We start from the raw sequence: 18,695 nt of genomic DNA, 5'->3' as shown, positions 1-18,695 counted from the left end.
CCGCGACCGCGGGCGGCCCGCTCCCCCCATGACAAGGTGAGACCCATGCCCCGCCACCGCCCCTCCCGCCGCGCTCTCGCCGCCGGCGCCCTGCTCGCCCTGGCCGTCACCGGCTGCGGGGCGGGTGGTGACGACCCGCAGGCGTCCGGGACCTCCCCTTCGTCATCTGCGACGTCGAGCACGAAGGGGGGCGACCCCCACCTCGTCGTCGACCAGCGCCACCTCGTCGTCGGGCACCTCGAGCACGAGCCATGCCCCCGACCCCGACGTCACGGTGACGCCTGCGGCCGACGCGCCGCAGACCGCCGCCGAGGCGAAGGCCGGCCGGTCCGCTGCCGACGCCTCCGCCCCCGCGACCACGCTGAGCATCCCCGCGGTCGGTCTGTCGACGAAGATCGGTCCCCAGGGCCTGCGCGACGGCAAGGTCAACCCGCGCGCCGGCGAGGTCATCTGGTTCACCGGCTACGACCGGGTCCGGCCGGGGGCTACCGGCACGACCGTCATCGCCGGCCACGTCATCTCGGGCGGGAGGGCCGACTCCTTCGCCGCCCTCGAGCAGTTGTCCAAGGGCGACGGCGTCGTCCTGTCCTACCCCGGCGGAGCCCGCCTGCGCTTCGAGGTGACGAGCACCGACATCGTCGACAAGGACGAGCTGACGACGAGCCAGGACGTCTGGGGAGACAACTCCGACACCCGCCGGATCGTCCTCGTCACGTGCGACGACGAGCTCGGCTTCCGCACCGACGGGCACCGCAAGGCCAACTTCGTCGCCGTCGCAGAGCTGCCCGCCTAAGGCCGGACCGGCGGCGGGAGTAGCCTCGGCCGGTGACCCCTCAACGTGACGCGCGCGGCGTCCTTGCCGCCTGGCTCGCCTACGGCATCTGGGGGCTCTTCCCCCTGTACTTCCACGCTCTCCGGCCGGCCAGCGCCGAGGAGATCCTCGCGCACCGCGTCATCTGGACCTTCGTGCTGTGCGTGCTCGTCCTGCTGCTGCGCCACGAGCTGGTGGCCCTGCTGCGGCAGCTGCGCGGGCGCCTCGCCCTGGGCGTCGGCATCGCCGCCTACCTCATCGGCGTCAACTGGTTCGTCTACGTCTACGCGGTCGGCACGGGGCGGACCAACGAGGCGGCCCTGGGCTACTTCCTCAACCCGATCGTCACGGTCGCCCTCGGGGTGCTCGTGCTCGGCGAGGGCCTGCGCCGCCTGCAGTGGGTCGCGGTGGCGATCGGCGCGATCGCGGCGCTCTACCTCACGGTCGCCGGCGGCGGGCTACCGTGGATCTCGCTGGTCCTCGCGCTGAGCTTCGGTGGCTACGGCCTGACCAAGAAGCGCCTCGGGGCGACCCTGCCGGCGCTCCAGTCGCTCTCGGCGGAGACGATCTTCCTCCTGCCGCCCGCGCTCGCCCTCGTGTGGTGGCTGGGCGCCGGGGGCGAGTCGACCTTCACCGTCGACACCCCGTGGCACCCGCTGCTGCTCGTCTCGGCCGGCGTCGTCACCGCGATCCCGCTCCTGCTCTTCGCCGAGGCGGCCCGACGCATCCCGCTCGTGACGATCGGGCTGATCCAGTTCATCACCCCGGTGCTGCAGCTCGTCGTGAGCGTGACGCTGCTCGGCGAGCACCTCGAGCCGGCCCGGTGGGTGGGCTTCGCGACCGTGTGGGTGGCGCTGGCCTGCCTCACGGTCGACTCGCTGCGCACGGCCCGTCGCCGGCGCCGCCCCGCCCCGGGCGAGTGCGAGTCGCTGGAGCCGGTCGAGCCGGTCTGATCGGGCCGAAGGGAGCGGGCCGGATCAGCCGACCCGGTGGACCACGCCTTCCATGAGGGCGACGAGAGCCGTCTTGGCGTCGCTCTCGGGCAGGCCGGCGAGCGAGTCGGTCGCCCGCCGCCCGACGGCGAGGGTCTCCTCGCGGGCCTGCGCCATCGCCGGGTGCGGCCGCAGCAGCTCCAGGGCCCGCTCGACCCGCTCTGGCTCCTTGAGCTCCGAGCGCAGCAGCTCCTGCAGCTCGGCGTCGGCCGGGTCGGTGGAGGCGAGCGCGTTGAGCACCGGCAGGGTCCGCTTGCCCTCCCGCAGGTCGGTGCCGGGCGTCTTGCCCGTCTCACCGGACTCGCTCGCGATGTCGATGAGGTCGTCGGCGAGCTGGAAGGCGACGCCGAGGTGCTCGCCGTACTCCGTGGCCAGCTCGACGACCTCGGGGCTGCACCCGCCGTACATCGCGCCGTAGCGGGCCGCCGTCGCCACGAGCACCCCGGTCTTGTCGGCGAGCACCCCGCGGTAGTACTCGCGCGGGTCGGTGCCGTCTGGGCAGGGGCGGTCGTCACGGATCTGGCCCGAGCACAGGCGGATGAAGGTCTGCGCCTGGATCTTCACGGCGTCGGCACCGAGGTCGGCGATGATGTCCGACGCGGTGCCGAAGAGCAGGTCGCCGACCAGGATCGCCGTCGAGTTGTCGTAGCGGGCGTTGGCGCTCGGGGCCCCGCGGCGCAGGTCGGCCTCGTCCATGACGTCGTCGTGGTAGAGGCTCGCGAGGTGGGTCAGCTCGACCCCGGCCGCGGCGGCGATGACCCGGTCGTTGATCCCCTCGCCGAGCTCGGCGACGAGCATGGTGAGCATGGGGCGAAACCGCTTGCCGCCGGCCTTGGCCAGGTGGAGGTTGGCCTCGGTGATGAAGTCGTCCTCGCTGCGGGTGCGCTCGACGATGAGCGCCTCCACCTGCTCGAGACCGGCCTGGAGGCGGGAGGTCAGGTCCGTGCTCGCGCCCGGGAGGGCGAGCACGGGCGGCGTCGAGCTGGTCACTGCGTCACCTCGTGATGAAGATGCTGGACTGCTCGGCTAGCTCGAGCAGCGGGCCCGGGAAGACACCGAGGGCGATCGTAGCGATGACGCCGATGACGATGACCACCAGGGACAGCGTGGCGGGTGCGGCGGCGGTCACCTCGCCCGTCGGCTCGGTGAAGAACATGAGCACGATGATGCGCACGTAGACAAAGGCGGTGATCGCCGACATGAGCACGCCGATGACGACGAGGACGACGCCGGACAGGCCGGCGTGCTCGACCGCCGGGAGGAAGGCGACGACCTTGGAGGTGAACCCCGAGGTGAGCGGGATCCCGGCGAAGGCGAGCATGAAGAGGGCGAAGGCACCGGCGAGGTAGGGGTGGTTGCGCCCCAGACCGGCCCACTGGGAGAGGTGGGTGGCCTCCGCGTCGCGCTCGCGCACGAGGTTGACGACGGCGAAGGCGGCGATCGTCGTGATGCCGTAGGCGACGACGTAGAAGAGCACACCCTCGACCGCCGAGCGGTCGAAGCTGATGAGCGCCACGAGGATGAAGCCGGCGTGGGCGATCGAGCTGTAGGCGAGCAGTCGCTTGATGTCGGTCTGGGTCACCGACAGCACCGAGCCGGCGACCATCGTCAGGGCGGCGATGACGATGACGCCCGTCCGCCACTCCCACCGGGTCGTCTCGAGCCCGACGTAGACCAGGCGCAGCAGCGCGCCGAAGGCGGCCGCCTTGGTGCACGCGGCCATGAAGCCGGTGACGGGGCTCGGGGCGCCCTGGTAGACGTCGGGCGTCCACGAGTGGAAGGGGACGGCGCCGACCTTGAAGAGCAGCCCGACGAGGACGAGGACGACACCCGGGAGCAGCAGCCCCTCGAGCTCGCCGGTGGAGGTCGTCGCCGCGGCCGCGATCTCCGGCAGGCCGATCGACCCGGCGTACCCGTAGAGCAGGGCCGCGCCGAAGAGGAAGAAGCCGGAGGAGAAGGCGCCGAGGAGGAAGTACTTCAGCGCCGCCTCCTGGGAGAGCAGCCGACGCCGGCGGGCCAGACCCGACATGAGGTAGAGCGGCAGCGACAGCAGCTCGAGCGCGACGAACATCGTCAGCAGGTCGTTGGCCGCGGGGAAGAGCAGCATGCCGGCCAGCGCGAAGAGGGCCAGGGGGAAGACCTCGGTCGTCGACCAGCCCTTGCGGGCGGCCTGCGCCTCGAGGTCGGAGCCCGGGCTCGCCGCACCCATGGGGGTGAAGGCATCGGCGCTGTCGCCACCGAGGCGGTCGGCCATGACGAGCAGGCCGAGCCCGCCGAGGACGAGCAGGGTGCCCTGGAGGAAGCGGGTCGGGCCGTCGACCGCGACGGTGCCGCCGACGGTCACCCCGACGTGGTCACCGGTGAGGAAGAGCAGCGTGGCCATGGAGGCGACCACGGACAGACCCGTCACGGCGAGGTGTGCGACGTGCTTCGCCCCGCGGGGGACGAAGGCCTCGACGAGGACACCGACGAAGGCACCGACGAGCAGCACGATCATGGGCGCGAGGGCCTGGTAGCTGATGTCGACGGCCTCGAAGGCCTCGGGCACGGTGGGGGGCATCAGTGGTCACTCCCGGAGTCGAGCTGGAGGCCGGCGGGCACGGTCGGGATCGTGTCGCCTACCCCGACGATCTCGAGCGTGCGCTCGACCGCCGGGTTGAGCACCTCGAGGGCCGGCCCGGGGAAGAAGCCGAGCACGACGAGGGCGACGACGATCGGGGCGACGACGACCTTTTCCCGCCAGCCGAGGTCGGGCACGGCGGCGGCGAGGACACCCGCGCGACGCCCTTCGTCGAGGTCGGCACGGACGAAGGGGAGCTCGCTCGCCTCGTCGGTGGCCTCCTGCGCGTCGGTCCCGGCGGTGCCGACGACCGGCGGCGGGCCGGTGAAGACCCGCTTGTAGAAGAGCAGGACGTAGATCGCGGCGAGCACCACACCGAGCACGGCGAAGGCGGTCGCGACCGGCTCGCGGGGCCAGGCACCGGCGATGACGAGGAACTCCGAGACGAAGGTCGACAGACCCGGCAGCGAGAGCGTCGCCAAGCCGGAGAGGAGGAAGACACCGGCGAGCACCGGGGTCACCCGCTGCCAGCCGCCGTAGGCCTCGATGTCCTGGCTGCCGCGGCGCGCGATGAGCATGCCGGCGACGAGGAAGAGGCCGGCCGTCGCGAAGCCGTGGTTGACCATGTAGAAGTTGGCGCCGACCTGGGCCACCGAGGTGAAGGCGAAGATGCCCAGGACGATGAAGCCGAAGTGGCTCACCGAGGTGAAGGCGATCAGGCGCATCATGTCGCGCTGGCCGATGGCCAGGATCGCCCCGTAGAGGATCGAGACGACCGCGAGGGTCACGACGACCGGGGTCGCCCACAGGCTGGCCTCGGGGAAGAGCTGGAGGCAGAAGCGCACCATGCCGTAGGTGCCGACCTTGTCGAGCACCCCGACGAGCAGGGTCGCCACGGCCGGGCGGGAGGCCGCCGCCGCGTCGGGCAGCCAGGTGTGGACCGGCCACATCGGCGCCTTGACCGCGAAGGCGATGAAGAAGGCGATGAAGAGCCAGCGCTCGGTGCTGCCCCCGATCTCCAGGCCGGTGAGGTTGGCGACGAGGAAGCCGTCGGGTCCACCGGGGCCCTGCAGGTACAGGGCGATGACCCCGACGAGCATGATGAGCCCGCCGGTGAGGGAGAAGATCAGGAACTTCACGGCCGCGGCCTGGCGGTGCGCGCCGCCGTACATCCCGATGAGGAAGTACACCGGGATGAGCATCGCCTCGAAGAAGACGTAGAAGAGGAAGACGTCGGTCGCGGCGAAGACGCCGATCATGAAGGGCAGCAGCACGAGCAGTAGGGCGAAGTACCCCTTGTGCCAGGCTCCGCCCTCCGGGGCGTCGTCCCACGCGGCGAGGATGCACACCGGCACGAGGACGAGCGCCATGAGGATGAGCGCGAGCGAGATGCCGTCGACGCCGAGCGAGTAGCTGACGCCGAGCTGCGGGATCCACTCGTGCTGCTCGACCATCTGGAACTGCTCGGTGCTGCCGCGGGTGAAGCTCGTCGCGGTCGCGATGATGCCGAGCACCAGGGTGACCAGGGCGGAGCCCAGGGCGATGGGTCGGGCGAGAGCCGCACTGCTCGACGGGAGGACCGCCACCACGGCCGCGCCGGTGAGCGGCACGACCATGAGCAGGGAGAGCCAGGGCAGGTCGTTCATCAGTTGATCACCCACAGGGCTGCGAGGAAGACGACGACGCCGGAGAGCATCGTCAGGGCGTAGGAGCGGGCGAAGCCGTTGTGGGCCCGCCGCAGCCAGCTCGAGGCCGACTCGATGCCGCGGGAGAGCCCGCCGACGCCGGCGCTGTCGACACCGTCGGTGTCCATCGACACCAGACCGCGGGTCAGCGAGATGCCGGGCCACTGGAGCAGGGTCGCGTTGAGCTCGTCCTGGTAGAGGTCGGCCCGGGCGGCGCGCGTGAGGGCCGAGCCCTCGGGCGCGACCTGCGGGACCTCGCCGCGGCCGTAGACGAGCCAGGCCCACACGGCGCCGATGGCGACGACGACGAGGGTGCCGGCCATGAGGACCGGGATCGGCAGGACCGGCTCGTGGTGCTCGACGTGGCCGAGCACCGGCTCGAGCCAGGTCGTGATCGGCGCGACGGTCGCGAGGACGAGACCGAGCAGGGCCGAGCCGACGGCGAGGACCATCATCGGGATCGTCATCGTCAGCGGCGACTCGTGCGGGTGCACGTCGTCGGTCCAGCGGCGCTTGCCGTGGAAGGTCATGAAGAACAGGCGCGACATGTAGAAGGCCGTGATGCCGGCACCGATGAGCGCGGTGAGCCCGAAGACCCAGGGCCGCCAGCCCTCACCGACGAAGGCGGCCTCGATGATCTTGTCCTTGCTCCAGAAGCCGGCGAAGGGGGGCACCCCGAGGATCGCCAGCCAGCCCAGGCCGAAGGTCACCCAGGTGATCTTCATGACCGTCGAGAGCCCGCCGAAGCGGCGCATGTCGACCTGGTCGCCCATGCCGTGCATGACCGAGCCGGCGCCGAGGAACATCCCGGCCTTGAAGAAGCCGTGGGTGATGAGGTGGAAGATCGCGAAGGCGTAGCCGACCGGGCCCAGGCCCGCGGCGAGCATCATGTAGCCGATCTGGCTCATCGTCGAGGCGGCCAGGGCCTTCTTCATGTCGTCCTTGGCGCAGCCGACGATCGCGCCGTAGACGAGGGTGATCGCACCGACGACGACGACGGCGAGCTGCGCGTCGGGCGAGGCCTCGAAGACGTGGTGGCTGCGTACGACGAGGTAGACGCCGGCGGTGACCATCGTCGCGGCGTGGATGAGCGCGGAGACGGGGGTCGGGCCGGCCATCGCGTCGCCGAGCCAGGACTGGAGCGGGAACTGCGCCGACTTGCCGCACGCACCGAGCAGGAGGAGCAGGCCGATCGCGGTGACGGTGCCCTCCCCCGCGCCGGCCACGGTGGCGCCGACGGTCGCGATGTCGAGCGTGCCGAAGGTCGCGAGCATGAGCGTCATCGCGAGGATCAGGCCGACGTCACCGATGCGGTTGGCGATGAAGGCCTTGTTGGCCGCGGTCGCGTAGGCAGGGTTGTGGTTCCAGAAGCCGATGAGTAGCCACGACGCGAGGCCGACGCCCTCCCAGCCGACGAAGAGCAGCAGGTAGGAGTCGGCGAGGACGAGCACGAGCATCGACGCGACGAAGAGGTTGAGGTAGGCGAAGAAGCGCCGCTTGTCCGGGTCATGCTCCATGTACCCGAGCGAGTACACGTGGATGAGCGAGCCGACGAAGGTGATGAGCAGGACGAAGGCGAGCGACAGCGGGTCGACGACGAGCCCGGCGGTGACGTCGATGTTGCCGGCGGGTACCCAGTCCCACAGCTCGAGCCGGCCGGACCGGTCGTGGGCGTCGGTGCCGAGCATCCCGACGAAGATCGCGGCGCCGACGGCGAAGGAGCCCCACGACAGCGCGGTCGCGAGGAGCGGGCCGAAGGAGTCGGTGAGCCGGCCGCCGAGCAGGAGCACCGCGGCGCCGAGCAGCGGCAGCGCGACGAGCAGCCAGGAGAGTTCGGTGAGCAAGGTGACTCCCTTACAGCTTCAGCAGGTTGGCGTCGTCGACCGAGGCCGACCGGCGGGCACGGAAGACGGCCATGATGATGGCCAGTCCGACGACGACCTCGGCAGCCGCGACGACCATGACGAACATGGCGATCACCTGGCCCTCGACCGACCCGTGCATGCGGGCGAAGGTGACGAAGGCGAGCGAGGCGGCGTTGAGCATGAGCTCGACGCCCATGAAGACGACGATCGCATTGCGCCGCAGCAGCACGGTCGCGCTGCCGATCGTGAAGAGGATGACCGAGAGGTAGATGTAGTTCATCGGGCTCATCGCTCCTGCCCCCCGTCGGTCGTGGTCTCGGCGTCCTCGAGCTGGGTGTACCGCGTCGGCGTGGTGACCTGGTCGCGGGCGACGAGCACCCGGTTGAGCGAGAGCTCGCTGATGCTGCCGTCGGGCAGCAGCGCCGGGGTGTCGACGGCGTTGTGCCGGGCGTAGACGCCGGGGACGGGCAGACCGGCCAAGTGCTTGCCGGAGCGGAAGCGCTGGTCCATCCACTCCTTCTGCGTCGGCTTGGCGATGATCCGCTCGCGGTGGGCGAAGACCATGGCGCCGATCGCGGCGACGGTGAGCAGGCCGGCCGTCACCTCGAAGAGCCAGACGTACTTGCCGAAGACGAGGTAGGCGATCGCCTCGACGTTGCCCGGGTTGGCGTTGACCTCCGCGAGCGAGGGGTCCCCGGAGTAGGAGACCCGGCCGATGGCGCCGAAGAGCAGCGCGACGACGGCGAGCGAGAGCACGAGGGTGAGCACGCGCTGGCCCTTGAGCGTCTCGACGAGGGAGGACGAGTGGTCGACACCGACGAGCATGACGACGAAGAGGAAGAGCATCATCACCGCGCCGGTGTAGACGAAGATGTGCACGACCCCGAGGAAGTCCGCCTCCTGCAGGAGGTAGAAGACGCCGAGGACGATCATCGTCGTCACCATGCCGATGGCCGCGTGAACGGCCTTGCGAGCGAAGAGTAGGGCCAGCGCGCCGGGGACGGCGATGCAGCTGAGGACCCAGAAGACGACGGCCTCACCGGTGCCGGTCATCGGGCCTCCTCCGTGTCGTGGCCGCTCGCGTCCGAGCCGCCCGCGTCGCGGTCGCTCGTGTGCTGGTCGACCCACCGACGCTGCTCGTCGGTGGCCGTCGCGACCTTGCCCTGGTAGTAGTCGCGCTCCTCCGTGCCGGCGACCATCGGGTGCGGCGGGGGGAGCATCCCCTCCTGGAGGGGGGCGAGCAGCTGCTCCTTGGTGAAGATCAGGTCGGCGCGGTTGTTGTCCGCGAGCTCGTACTCGTTGGTCATCGTCAGCGCCCGCGTCGGGCAGGCCTCGATGCACAGGCCGCAGAAGATGCAGCGCAGGTAGTTGATCTGGTAGATGTGCCCGTAGCGCTCACCGGGGCTGAAGCGCAGCCCCCGCTCGTCGTCGTTGCCGCGGCCCTCGACGAGGATCGCGTCGGCCGGGCAGGCCCAGGCGCACAGCTCGCAGCCCACGCACTTCTCGAGACCGTCCGGGTGACGGTTGAGCTGGTGCCGGCCGTGGAATCGCGGCTGGGTGGGCCACTTGACCTCGGGGTACTCCTGGGTCGCCACCTTGCGAAACATCGTCGCGAAGGTGACCCCGAAGCCCGCCACGGGGGCGAAGAGGTCGGCGAAGAACCCTCCCTTGGCGTCGTCGTCAGCCACGGTGCTCCTCCTCGGAGGTCGGCGCATTGGTCGTCGTGGACGGGGTGGGCGCCGGCGCGGAGCCGATGGCGGCGCCGGCCGGGGACGCCTCGACGAGGCGCTGCCCGGGCATCGGGGGCACGGGGTAGCCCCCGGCCCACGGGTCGATCTCGTCGGGCACCTCGGCCGCGGCCTGCTCGGCCTGCGAGCGCGCCTCGACCTTGCTCTCCCAGATCCACGTGGACCCGAGGACGAGCACGCCGAGCACCGAGACGATGATCAGCGAGGAGACGGGGAACTCGACGCCTAGGAGGCCGACGGTGCCGTCGCCGAAGAAGCCGGCGTCCGCGCCGCGGATGAAGGCGACCGCGATGACCCAGGCGACGGTGACGGGGATGAGGAACTTCCAGCCGAAGCGCATGAACTGGTCGTAACGGGTCCGGGGCAGGGTGCCGCGCAGCCAGACGAAGAAGTACATGAAGAGCCACAGCTTGGCGGTGAACCACAGCAGGCCCCACCAGCCGGTGTTGAGCATGCCGTCACCGATGGCGGCGATGCCGGGAGGTGCCTGCCAGCCACCGAGGAAGAGGGTCGTCGCGAGCGCCGAGACGGTGAACATGTTGATGTACTCCCCGAGGAAGAACATCGCGAAGCGCATCCCGGAGTACTCGGTGAAGTAGCCACCGACGATCTCGCCCTCGCCCTCGGCGAGGTCGAAGGGCAGCCGGTTGGTCTCGCCGACCATCGTGATGACATAGATGACGAAGGAGACGCAGGCGGGGACGACGTACCAGAGGTCGCTCTGGGCGGCGACGATCTCACTCGTGCTCATCGAGCCCGCGTACATGAAGACCGCCACGAGGGCCAGGCCCATCGCGATCTCGTAGGAGATGAGCTGGGCCGTCGCGCGCAGGCCACCGAGCAGCGGGTAGGTCGACCCGGCGGACCAGCCACCGAGGACGATGCCGTAGGCCGCGACGCCCGCGACCGCGAGGACGAGCAGCGCGGCGACCGGCAGGTCGGTCAGCTGCAGCGGGGTGTGGTGGCCAAACATCCACACCATCCCGCCGAGCGGCATGATCGAGAAGGCGACGAAGGCCATCGACGCGAAGATCACCGGGGCGATGGTGAAGATCAGGGCGTCGGCCCCCTTCGGCCGCACGTCCTCCTTGAGCATCGACTTCATGCCGTCGGCGAGGGTCTGCAGCAGGCCGAAGGGGCCGTTGCGGTTGGGGCCGGGACGCTGCTGCATCCGGCCGATGACGCGGCGCTCGAACCAGATGACGAGCAGCACGGAGACGAGCAGGTAGACGAAGAGGAAGAGCGCCTTGACGAGCGAGAGCCACAGGGGCGTGTCGCTGAAGTCGGCGGCCACCGGCTTGTCGGCCGCGGCGACGAGGAGGTCGAGCCCCGTCATGCCGCACCCCCCTTCGTCACGGAGACGATCGCTCCGGCCTGTCCGGCGAGGCCGCGCAGGTCGCAGCTCTCGGAGTTGGTCGGCAACCACACGACGTGGTCGACCATGTCGTGGATGACGACGGGCACGGTGACCCGCAGGTCCTCGCTGCTCACGGTGACGAGGTCACCGTCGACGATGCCCATCCCCTGCGCGGTCACCGGCGAGATGAGGGCGCGGGGCGCCTTCGCGGTGCCGGCGAGGAAGGGTTCGCCGTCCTGCAGCGAGCCCTTGTCGAGCATGAGCCGCCAGGTGGCGAGCACGAGCTCGCCGACACCGGGCTCCGGGACGGGGGCGCGGCGCACCCGCGGCGGGTAGCCCTCGGCGCGCGGCGTGGCCGTGGCCTCCATCGAGCGGCGGGCCTCGGCGGTCGTGCGCGTGCCGAGGAAGGCGCCCATCTCGTCGGCGAGCATGTGCAGCACCCGGTGGTCGGGCAGGGCGCTCGTCGCGAGCGCCGCCTCGAAGGGCCGCACCCGGCCTTCCCAGTTGACGAAGGCACCGGCGCGCTCCGCGTGCGGAGCGACGGGCAGGACGACGTCGGCGTGCTCGGTGACGCTGCTCGGCCGGATCTCGAGGGAGACGACGAAGGCCCGCTCGAAGGCCTGCGCGGCCCCCGGCAGCCCGAGGTCGTCGACGTCGACACCGCCGACGAGCAGGGCGCCGACGCGGCCGTCCGCCGCAGCGGCGACCATGCCGGCCGTATCACGGGCTCCGGCATCGGGCAGGCACCCGGCCTCGATGGCGCCCCGCTCGCCCGCGCGACGCGGCACCCAGGCCAGGCGCGCGCCGGTCGCCGTGGCGAGCTCGGCGGCAGCGGCGAGCGCGCCGGGCACGGTGGCCAGACGCTCGCCGACGAGGATGATCGGTCGCTCGCCCCGCAGCGCGGCGTGGGCGGCGACGACCGGGTCGGTGTCGGTGCCGGGGCCGATCTCACCGGCGAGCGCGGTGAGCACCTCGGTCTCGGTGCCGGGCGCGCTCGGGATGAGGGTGCCGCCGAGCTTGTCGAGACCACGGGTGGCCAGGGGGGCGACGGAGTAGACGGCGGTGCCGGCCTTGCGGTGCGCCTTGCGCAGGCGCAGGAAGAGGATCGGGCTCTCCTCCTCGGGCTCGAGCCCGGCGAGCAGCACCGAGCCGGCGCGGCCGATCTCGTCGTAGGTCACGCCCGTCTCGGGCGTCGTGCCGGCGACGTGGCGCAGCAGGAAGTCGCGCTCGTCCGCCGAGTGCGGGCGGGCGCGGTGGTCGATGTTGCCCGTGTGCAGCACCGTACGGGCGAAGGCGGCGTAGGCGTGGGCGTCCTCGACGCTCACCCGGCCGCCCACGAGGACGCCGTGGTCGGTGGCGGCGCGCAGTCCGGCCGCGGCGGCGGCCAGGGCCTCCCGCCAGGAGACGACCCGCAGCTCACCGTCGGCGTCCCGGACCATCGGCAGCTCGAAGCGGTCGCCGAGGTCGGCCGAGACGAAGGCCCAGCGGCCCTTGTCGCAGTTCCACTCCTCGTTGACCTGCGGGTCGTTGCCGGCCAGGCGCCGCAGGACGGTGCCGCGACGGTGGTCGGTGCGAAGGGAGCAGCCGTCGGCGCAGTGCTCGCAGACGTCGGGGGTGGAGACGAGGTCGAAGGGTCGGGAGCGGAAGCGGTAGGCCGCCCCGGTCAGCGCCCCCACCGGGCAGATCTGCACGGTGTTGCCCGAGAAGTAGGACTCGAAGGGCTGCTCCTCGTAGATCCCGACCTGCTGCAGGGCGCCCCGCTCGACGAGCGCGATGAAGGGGTCGCCGGCGACCTGGTCGGAAAAGCGGGTGCAGCGCGCGCACAGGACGCACCGCTCGCGGTCGAGCAGCACCTGCGAGGAGATGTTGACCGGCTTGGGGTAGGTGCGCTTGACGTCCTCGAAGCGCGAGGTCGCCCGGCCGTTGCTCATCGCCTGGTTCTGCAGGGGGCACTCGCCACCCTTGTCGCAGACCGGGCAGTCGAGCGGGTGGTTGATGAGCAGCAGCTCCATGACGCCCTGCTGCGCCTTGTCCGCGACGGGCGAGCTGTGCTGCGTGCGCACGACCATGCCCTCGCTGACGGTCATCGTGCAGCTGGCCTGGGGCTTGGGCATGGGCTTGACGTTGCCCTCGCGGTCGGGCGTCGCGACCTCGACGAGACACTGCCGGCAGGCGCCGACGGGCTCGAGGAGGGGGTGGTCGCAGAAGCGCGGGATCTGGATGCCCGCCTCCTCGGCCGCCCGGATGACGAGGGTGTCCTTGGGGACCTCGACCGGCACCCCGTCGATGCTCACCGTGACCAGCTCGGGAGTCGCGGGGGCGGTGTTCTTGTCGCTCGTGACGGTCATGCGTTCACCTGCGCGCTGTCGTGGTGGGCGAAGAGCGTCGAGGCAGCCGGCGGGAAGAGCTCGGCGGCCGGGGTGTGGCAGCCGGCCTCGAACTCCTCGCGGAAGTGCTTGACCGCCGAGGTGATCGGGCTCGTCGCGCCGTCACCGAGGGCGCAGAAGGAGCGCCCGAGGATGTTGTCGCAGATGTCGACGAGCTTGTCGATGTCCTCGGGGGTGCCCCGGCCGTGCTCGATCCGCTCGAGGATCTGCGCGAGCCACCACGTGCCCTCGCGACACGGGGTGCACTTGCCGCAGGACTCGTGCTTGTAGAAGTCGGTCCAGCGGCTCACGGCGCGCACGACCGAGACGGTGTCGTCGAAGATCTGCAGCGCGCGCGTGCCGAGCATCGACCCGTGCGCCGCCACCGACTCGAAGTCGAGGGGCACGTCGAGGTGGGCGTCGGTGAAGATCGGCGTGGACGACCCTCCGGGCGTCCAGAACTTCAGCGGGTGCGCCGGGTCGCGCATGCCCCCGGCCATGTCGATGAGCTCGCGCAGGGTGATGCCGAGCGGTGCCTCGTACTGACCGGGCCGCTTGACGTGGCCCGAGAGGGAGAAGATGCCGAAGCCCTGGGACTTCTCCGTCCCCATGTCGGAGAACCAGTCGGCCCCCTGGCTGACGATGAGCGGCACCGAGGCGATGGACTCGACGTTGTTGACCACCGTCGGGCGGGCGTACAGACCGGCGACGGCCGGGAAGGGGGGCTTGAGACGGGGCTGGCCGCGGCGCCCTTCGAGGGAGTCGAGCAGGGCCGTCTCCTCGCCGCAGATGTAGGCACCGGCACCGGCGTGGACGGTGACGTCGAGGTCGAAGCCGCTGCCCTGGATGTCCTTGCCGAGGTAGCCGGCCGCGTAGGCCTCCTCGACCGCGCGCATGAGGCGGCGGTAGACGTGGACGACCTCGCCGCGCAGGTAGATGAAGGCGTGGTTGCAGCCGATGGCGAAGCTCGTGATCGCGACGCCCTCGACGAGGAAGTGCGGGGCGGCCATGAGCAGCGGGATGTCCTTGCACGTGCCCGGCTCGGACTCGTCCGCGTTGACGACGAGGTAGCGGGGGCCGCCGTCCGGCGGGGGCAGGAAGCCCCACTTCATGCCGGTGGGGAAGCCGGCGCCGCCACGACCGCGCAGGCCGGAGTCCTTCATCGTCTGCACGAGGTCGGAGGGGTCCTCGCCGAGGGCCCGGCGCAGGGCGGAGTAGCCGTCGTGCTCCTCGTAGGTGGCCAGGGCCCACGACTGCGGGTGGTCCCAGAACCTCGTGAGGATCGGCGTCAGCGTCGTCATGCCTGCCCCTCCTTGCCGTCACTCGTCGGGCGCTCGTCCGGCTCGTTGGCCGGGGTGTCGACGGAGGTCTGCTCGCCGGTGGCGGTGCCCTCGGTCGACGCGTCGTTGGTCGGCGCCGCGTCGGGGGTGGCGTCGCCGCTGTCGGGAGCCGTCCACCCTTCGCGTCGCGCCAGCTCCACCCCGCGAAGGGAGGCCGTCCCGGCTCCGACGCCCTCGTCGGCCAGCCCGTCGGGGAAGCCGGCGAGCACGCGCGAGACCTGCTTGAAGGTGCACACCCGGCTCGGCCCGCGCGTCGGCGCCACCGGCGCACCGGAGCGCAGGTCGTCGACGAGCTGCACCGTGGAGTCGGGGGTCTGGTTGTCGAAGAACTCCCAGTTGGTCATGACGACCGGGGCGTAGTCGCACGCCGCATTGCACTCGATGCGCTCGAGGGTGATCTTGCCGTCCTCGGTCGTCTCGTCGTGGCCGATGCCGAGGTGCTCGCTCACCGTCTCCCAGATCGCGTCGCCGCCCATGACCGCGCACAGCGTGTTGGTGCACACGCCGACGGTGTAGTCGCCATTGGGGTGGCGCTTGTACTGGGTGTAGAAGGTCGCGACGCCCGAGACCTCGGCCGTCGTCAGCCCGAGGGCGCTCGCGCAGAAGTCGATGCCCCGACCGGTGACGTAGCCGTCGATGCTCTGCACGAGGTGCAGCAGCGGCAGCAGCGCCGAGCGCCGCTGCGGGTACCGGGCGATGACCGCCTCGGCGTCCGTCGACAGCTGCTCGAGGACGTCCGCGGGGTAGGGCTCCTTGCTCTCCGACGGCACGTGCAGGTGCCCCGAGGCGGTCTGCTCTCCGTAGTGGTTGACCATCAGCGGTCCACCCCTCCCATCACCGGGTCGATCGAGGCGACCGCGACGATGACGTCGGCGAGGTTGCCCCCTTCGCACATGGCCGCGACGGCCTGCAGGTTGTTGAAGCTCGGGTCCCGGAAGTGGGCCCGGTAGGGGCGGGTGCCGCCGTCGGCGACGACGTGGCAGCCCAGCTCCCCCTTCGGCGACTCGATGCCGACGTAGGCCTGCCCGGGCGGCACACGGAAGCCCTCCGTCACCAGCTTGAAGTGGTGGATCAGAGACTCCATCGAGGTGCCCATGATCTCGCGGATGTGGTCGAGGCTGTTGCCCTGCCCGTCGCCACCGACCGCCAGCCGGGCCGGCCAGGCGATGCGCTTGTCGGCGACCATCGTCTCGCCGGGGTGGCGCTGCAGCTCGTCGGTGACCTGCTCGACGATCTTCAGGCTCTCGCGCATCTCGTCGAGGCGGATGCACAGGCGGTCGTAGGCGTCGGCACCCGTGCGGGTGATGACGTCGAAGTCGTACTTCTCGTAGCCGCAGTAGGGCGTCAGCTTGCGCAGGTCGTGCGGCAGGCCGGTCGAGCGGAGCACCGGACCGGTGATGCCCAGCGCGGTGCACCCGGTGAGGGAGAGGACCCCGACGTCCTTGGTGCGGCCCTTGAGGATCGGGTTCTCCAGCAGCAGCTTTTCCAGCTCGCCGATGCCCTTGCGCACCTGCGGCACCATCTCGCGGATCTTGTCGATCGCGCCGTGCGGCAGGTCCTGGGCGACACCGCCCGGGCGGATGTAGGCATTGTTCATCCGCAGGCCGGTGATGTTCTCGATGACCGACAGGATCCGCTCGCGCTCGCGGAAGCTGATCGTCATGATCGTCGTCGCGCCCATCTCCATGCCACCGGTGCCGAGACAGATGAGGTGGCTGGAGATGCGGGTCAGCTCCATCATGAGCACCCGGATCGCGCTCGCGCGCTCGGGGATGTCCGCCGTGATGCCGAGGACCTTCTCGATCGCCAGGCAGTACGCGGCCTCCTGGAACATCGGCGTCAGGTAGTCCATCCGGGTGCAGAAGGTGACCCCCTGCGTCCAGGTGCGGAACTCCATGTTCTTCTCGATGCCGGTGTGCAGGTAGCCGATGCCTGCGCGGGCCTCGGTGACCGTCTCGCCGTCGAGCTCGAGGATGAGCCGGAGCACCCCGTGGGTTGACGGGTGCTGCGGGCCCATGTTGAGGACAATCCGCTCCTCGGGGTTCATCCCGAGCTCGCCCATCTCCTGGTCCCAGTCGCCGCCGGAGACGTTGACGACGTGACCCTCGGCGAGGTCGTCGGCGCCGGGAGTGGCATGCACCCCGGTGTGCGTGCGTGTGCGAGCCATCAGCTGTACGACCTCCGCTCGTCGGGCGGCGGGACGGTGCCGCCCTTGTACTCCACCGGGATGCCACCCAGCGGGTAGTCCTTGCGCTGCGGGTGCCCGGCCCAGTCGTCGGGCATGAGGATGCGGGTGAGCGCCGGGTGCCCGTCGAAGACGACACCGAACATGTCCCACGTCTCCCGCTCGTGCCAGTCGGCCGCGGGGTAGGTGGCGACGACGCTCGGGATGTGCGGGTCGGCATCCGGCGCGGTGACCTCGACCCGCAGGCGGCGACCGCCGTGGGTGATCGAGAGCAGGTGGTAGACGACGTGCAGCTCCGCGCCCTCGTCCTGGGGGGAAGTGCACCCCAGAGACCGACATGCACATCTCGAAGCGCAGGTCCGGGCGGTCGCGCAGCGCCCGCATGACGACCGGCAGGTCCTCGCGGCGCACGTGCAGCGTCAGCTCGTCGGCGTGGACGACGACCCGCTCGAGCAGGTCGCCACCCGTGGCGTCGGCGAGCCGGTCGACGATCTCGTCGTACCAGCCGCCGTAGGGGGCGCTGGGCGGCGCCGGGGAAGGCGACGCTCGTGCGCAGCCCGCCGTAGCCCGAGGTGTCCTGCCCCTCCCGGGCACCGAACATCCCGCGACGCTCGTCCCGCACGACGGGGGCGTGCGCGGGGTCGACCTCGCCGGCCCCCTCCCCTTCGACGTTGCTGTACTCGACCGGCTGGTTGCCGCCGGTCAGGCCCTGCGTCGACGGGAAGCCCTTGTTGGCCGTGCCGCTCAGGCCGACGCCATCCGGGTGCACGCCCTCGGCGGGCGTGTCGAGCTCGTCACTCATGCGAGGAGGTTCCTTCCGAGCAGGCCCTCGTGGTCGTGCGTCGGGGGCTGCAGCTCCGTCGGGGTGGCGCCCAGCGCGGCCTGCTCGGCGGCGCGGGCAGCGGCGACCCGGTTGACCCCCAGCGGGGTGCTCTGGATCTGCTCGTGCAGGGTGATGATCGCGTTGAGCAGCATCTCCGGCCGCGGCGGGCAGCCCGGCAGGTAGATGTCGACGGGGATGATGTGGTCGACGCCCTGGACGATCGCGTAGTTGTTGAACATGCCGCCCGAGCTGGCGCACACACCCATCGAGATGACCCACTTCGGGTTGGCCATCTGGTCGTAGACCTGGCGCACGACGGGGGCCATCTTGTTGCTCACGCGGCCGGCGACGATCATCAGGTCGGCCTGGCGCGGCGTCGCCGCGAAGCGCTCCATGCCGAAGCGGGCCAGGTCGTAGTGCGGCGTGCCGACGGCCATCATCTCGATGGCGCAGCAGGCCAGCCCGAAGGTCGCGGGCCAGATCGACGCCTTGCGCATGTAGCCCGCAAGGTTTTCGACGGTCGTCAGCGCGATACCGGCCGGCAGCTTCTCTTCGATCCCCATTGATCCTTCTCCGTCCTCGTCAGTCCCACTCGAACCCACCGCGACGCCACACGTAGGCGTCGGCGATGAAGAACGCGTTGAACAGGAAGAGCACCACGGCACCGAGCGTGAACGCCCCCAGCTCGTCGAAGGCGACGGCGAAGGGGTAGAGGAAGAGCGCCTCGATGTCGAAGATGATGAACAGCATGGCGGTGAGGTAGTACTTCACCGGGAAGCGGCCACCCTCCTCCGCCTGCGGCGTCGGCTGGATGCCGCACTCGTAGGCCTGGGCCTTGGCGACGTTGTACCGCGCCGGACCGACGACGAGACTCGTCCCGACCGACACCAGGGCAAAGCCCAGGCCGAGCGCGAAGAGGATGAGCAGCGGGATGTACGGGTTCATCGCTGCGCCTCGCTTCCT

Annotated in this window: 16 protein-coding genes and 1 pseudogene; 2 read left to right on the top strand and 15 right to left on the bottom strand. The window is 70.8% G+C overall.

Annotation, left to right across the window (positions count from 1 at the left end; genetic code table 11):
- Nucleotides 1–127: 127 nt before the first annotated feature.
- Both B277_RS15790 and rarD read left to right on the top strand, forming a co-directional pair.
- Nucleotides 128–793: a class F sortase gene (locus B277_RS15790; RefSeq protein WP_156811729.1), complete on the top strand. Its 666-nt coding sequence runs from the start codon at nucleotides 128–130 to the stop codon at nucleotides 791–793.
- A 32-nt stretch (nucleotides 794–825) separates the two neighbouring features.
- Nucleotides 826–1,764 (top strand): EamA family transporter RarD, encoded by a 939-nt coding sequence (gene rarD / locus B277_RS04375; protein ID WP_007925586.1) that lies wholly within the window; start codon nucleotides 826–828, stop codon nucleotides 1,762–1,764.
- Between the two features lie 24 nt (nucleotides 1,765–1,788).
- Here the strand turns inward: rarD and B277_RS04370 are convergent, their stop codons facing one another.
- From B277_RS04370 to B277_RS04300, 15 genes and pseudogenes are all read right to left on the bottom strand, one after another.
- Complete coding sequence (locus B277_RS04370) at nucleotides 1,789–2,793, bottom strand: polyprenyl synthetase family protein (protein WP_007925585.1); 1,005 nt, start codon at nucleotides 2,791–2,793, stop codon at nucleotides 1,789–1,791.
- A 4-nt stretch (nucleotides 2,794–2,797) separates the two neighbouring features.
- Nucleotides 2,798–4,363, bottom strand: a complete 1,566-nt coding sequence (nuoN, locus tag B277_RS04365) for an NADH-quinone oxidoreductase subunit NuoN (RefSeq protein WP_007925584.1) — start codon at nucleotides 4,361–4,363, stop codon at nucleotides 2,798–2,800.
- Complete coding sequence (locus B277_RS04360) at nucleotides 4,363–6,009, bottom strand: NADH-quinone oxidoreductase subunit M (RefSeq protein WP_007925583.1); 1,647 nt, start codon at nucleotides 6,007–6,009, stop codon at nucleotides 4,363–4,365. Before B277_RS04360 ends, nuoN begins: the two co-directional genes overlap by 1 nt.
- Nucleotides 6,009–7,892 (bottom strand): NADH-quinone oxidoreductase subunit L, encoded by a 1,884-nt coding sequence (nuoL, locus tag B277_RS04355; RefSeq protein WP_007925582.1) that lies wholly within the window; start codon nucleotides 7,890–7,892, stop codon nucleotides 6,009–6,011. The genes B277_RS04360 and nuoL overlap by 1 nt, the downstream gene beginning before the upstream one ends.
- A gap of 10 nt (nucleotides 7,893–7,902) precedes the next feature.
- Nucleotides 7,903–8,202 (bottom strand): NADH-quinone oxidoreductase subunit NuoK, encoded by a 300-nt coding sequence (nuoK, locus tag B277_RS04350; protein ID WP_040880782.1) that lies wholly within the window; start codon nucleotides 8,200–8,202, stop codon nucleotides 7,903–7,905.
- Nucleotides 8,199–8,966: an NADH-quinone oxidoreductase subunit J gene (locus B277_RS04345; RefSeq protein WP_007925580.1), complete on the bottom strand. Its 768-nt coding sequence runs from the start codon at nucleotides 8,964–8,966 to the stop codon at nucleotides 8,199–8,201. Before B277_RS04345 ends, nuoK begins: the two co-directional genes overlap by 4 nt.
- Nucleotides 8,963–9,628 carry an NADH-quinone oxidoreductase subunit NuoI gene (gene nuoI / locus B277_RS04340; RefSeq protein ID WP_051987865.1) on the bottom strand — a complete coding sequence of 222 codons (666 nt, stop codon included), beginning with the start codon at nucleotides 9,626–9,628 and terminating at the stop codon, nucleotides 8,963–8,965. Before nuoI ends, B277_RS04345 begins: the two co-directional genes overlap by 4 nt.
- Nucleotides 9,594–10,997 (bottom strand): NADH-quinone oxidoreductase subunit NuoH, encoded by a 1,404-nt coding sequence (gene nuoH / locus B277_RS04335; protein ID WP_007925576.1) that lies wholly within the window; start codon nucleotides 10,995–10,997, stop codon nucleotides 9,594–9,596. Before nuoH ends, nuoI begins: the two co-directional genes overlap by 35 nt.
- A complete protein-coding gene (locus B277_RS04330) occupies nucleotides 10,994–13,366 on the bottom strand; it encodes an NADH-quinone oxidoreductase subunit G (RefSeq protein ID WP_007925574.1) in 2,373 nt (790 codons plus the stop codon). Before B277_RS04330 ends, nuoH begins: the two co-directional genes overlap by 4 nt.
- Nucleotides 13,363–14,685: an NADH-quinone oxidoreductase subunit NuoF gene (nuoF, locus tag B277_RS04325; RefSeq protein ID WP_007925573.1), complete on the bottom strand. Its 1,323-nt coding sequence runs from the start codon at nucleotides 14,683–14,685 to the stop codon at nucleotides 13,363–13,365. Before nuoF ends, B277_RS04330 begins: the two co-directional genes overlap by 4 nt.
- Nucleotides 14,682–15,539, bottom strand: coding sequence for an NADH-quinone oxidoreductase subunit NuoE (gene nuoE / locus B277_RS04320; protein WP_007925571.1), 858 nt, complete (start codon nucleotides 15,537–15,539; stop codon nucleotides 14,682–14,684). Before nuoE ends, nuoF begins: the two co-directional genes overlap by 4 nt.
- Nucleotides 15,539–16,891, bottom strand: a complete 1,353-nt coding sequence (locus tag B277_RS04315; RefSeq protein ID WP_007925570.1) for an NADH-quinone oxidoreductase subunit D — start codon at nucleotides 16,889–16,891, stop codon at nucleotides 15,539–15,541. The genes nuoE and B277_RS04315 overlap by 1 nt, the downstream gene beginning before the upstream one ends.
- A pseudogene (locus tag B277_RS04310) lies at nucleotides 16,891–17,711 on the bottom strand (NADH-quinone oxidoreductase subunit C). Before B277_RS04310 ends, B277_RS04315 begins: the two are co-directional and overlap by 1 nt.
- The gene (locus tag B277_RS04305) at nucleotides 17,708–18,295 is read right to left on the bottom strand and encodes a NuoB/complex I 20 kDa subunit family protein (RefSeq protein ID WP_007925568.1); all 588 of its coding nucleotides are present in this window, start codon (nucleotides 18,293–18,295) and stop codon (nucleotides 17,708–17,710) included. Before B277_RS04305 ends, B277_RS04310 begins: the two are co-directional and overlap by 4 nt.
- Before the next feature lie 19 nt (nucleotides 18,296–18,314).
- Nucleotides 18,315–18,677 carry an NADH-quinone oxidoreductase subunit A gene (locus B277_RS04300; RefSeq protein WP_007925566.1) on the bottom strand — a complete coding sequence of 121 codons (363 nt, stop codon included), beginning with the start codon at nucleotides 18,675–18,677 and terminating at the stop codon, nucleotides 18,315–18,317.
- Nucleotides 18,678–18,695 lie beyond the last annotated feature (18 nt).

This window comes from Janibacter hoylei PVAS-1 (genome assembly GCF_000297495.1).
Taxonomy (GTDB): Bacteria; Actinomycetota; Actinomycetes; order Actinomycetales; family Dermatophilaceae; genus Janibacter; species Janibacter hoylei.
This window is presented reverse-complemented; position numbering and strand designations above follow the sequence as displayed.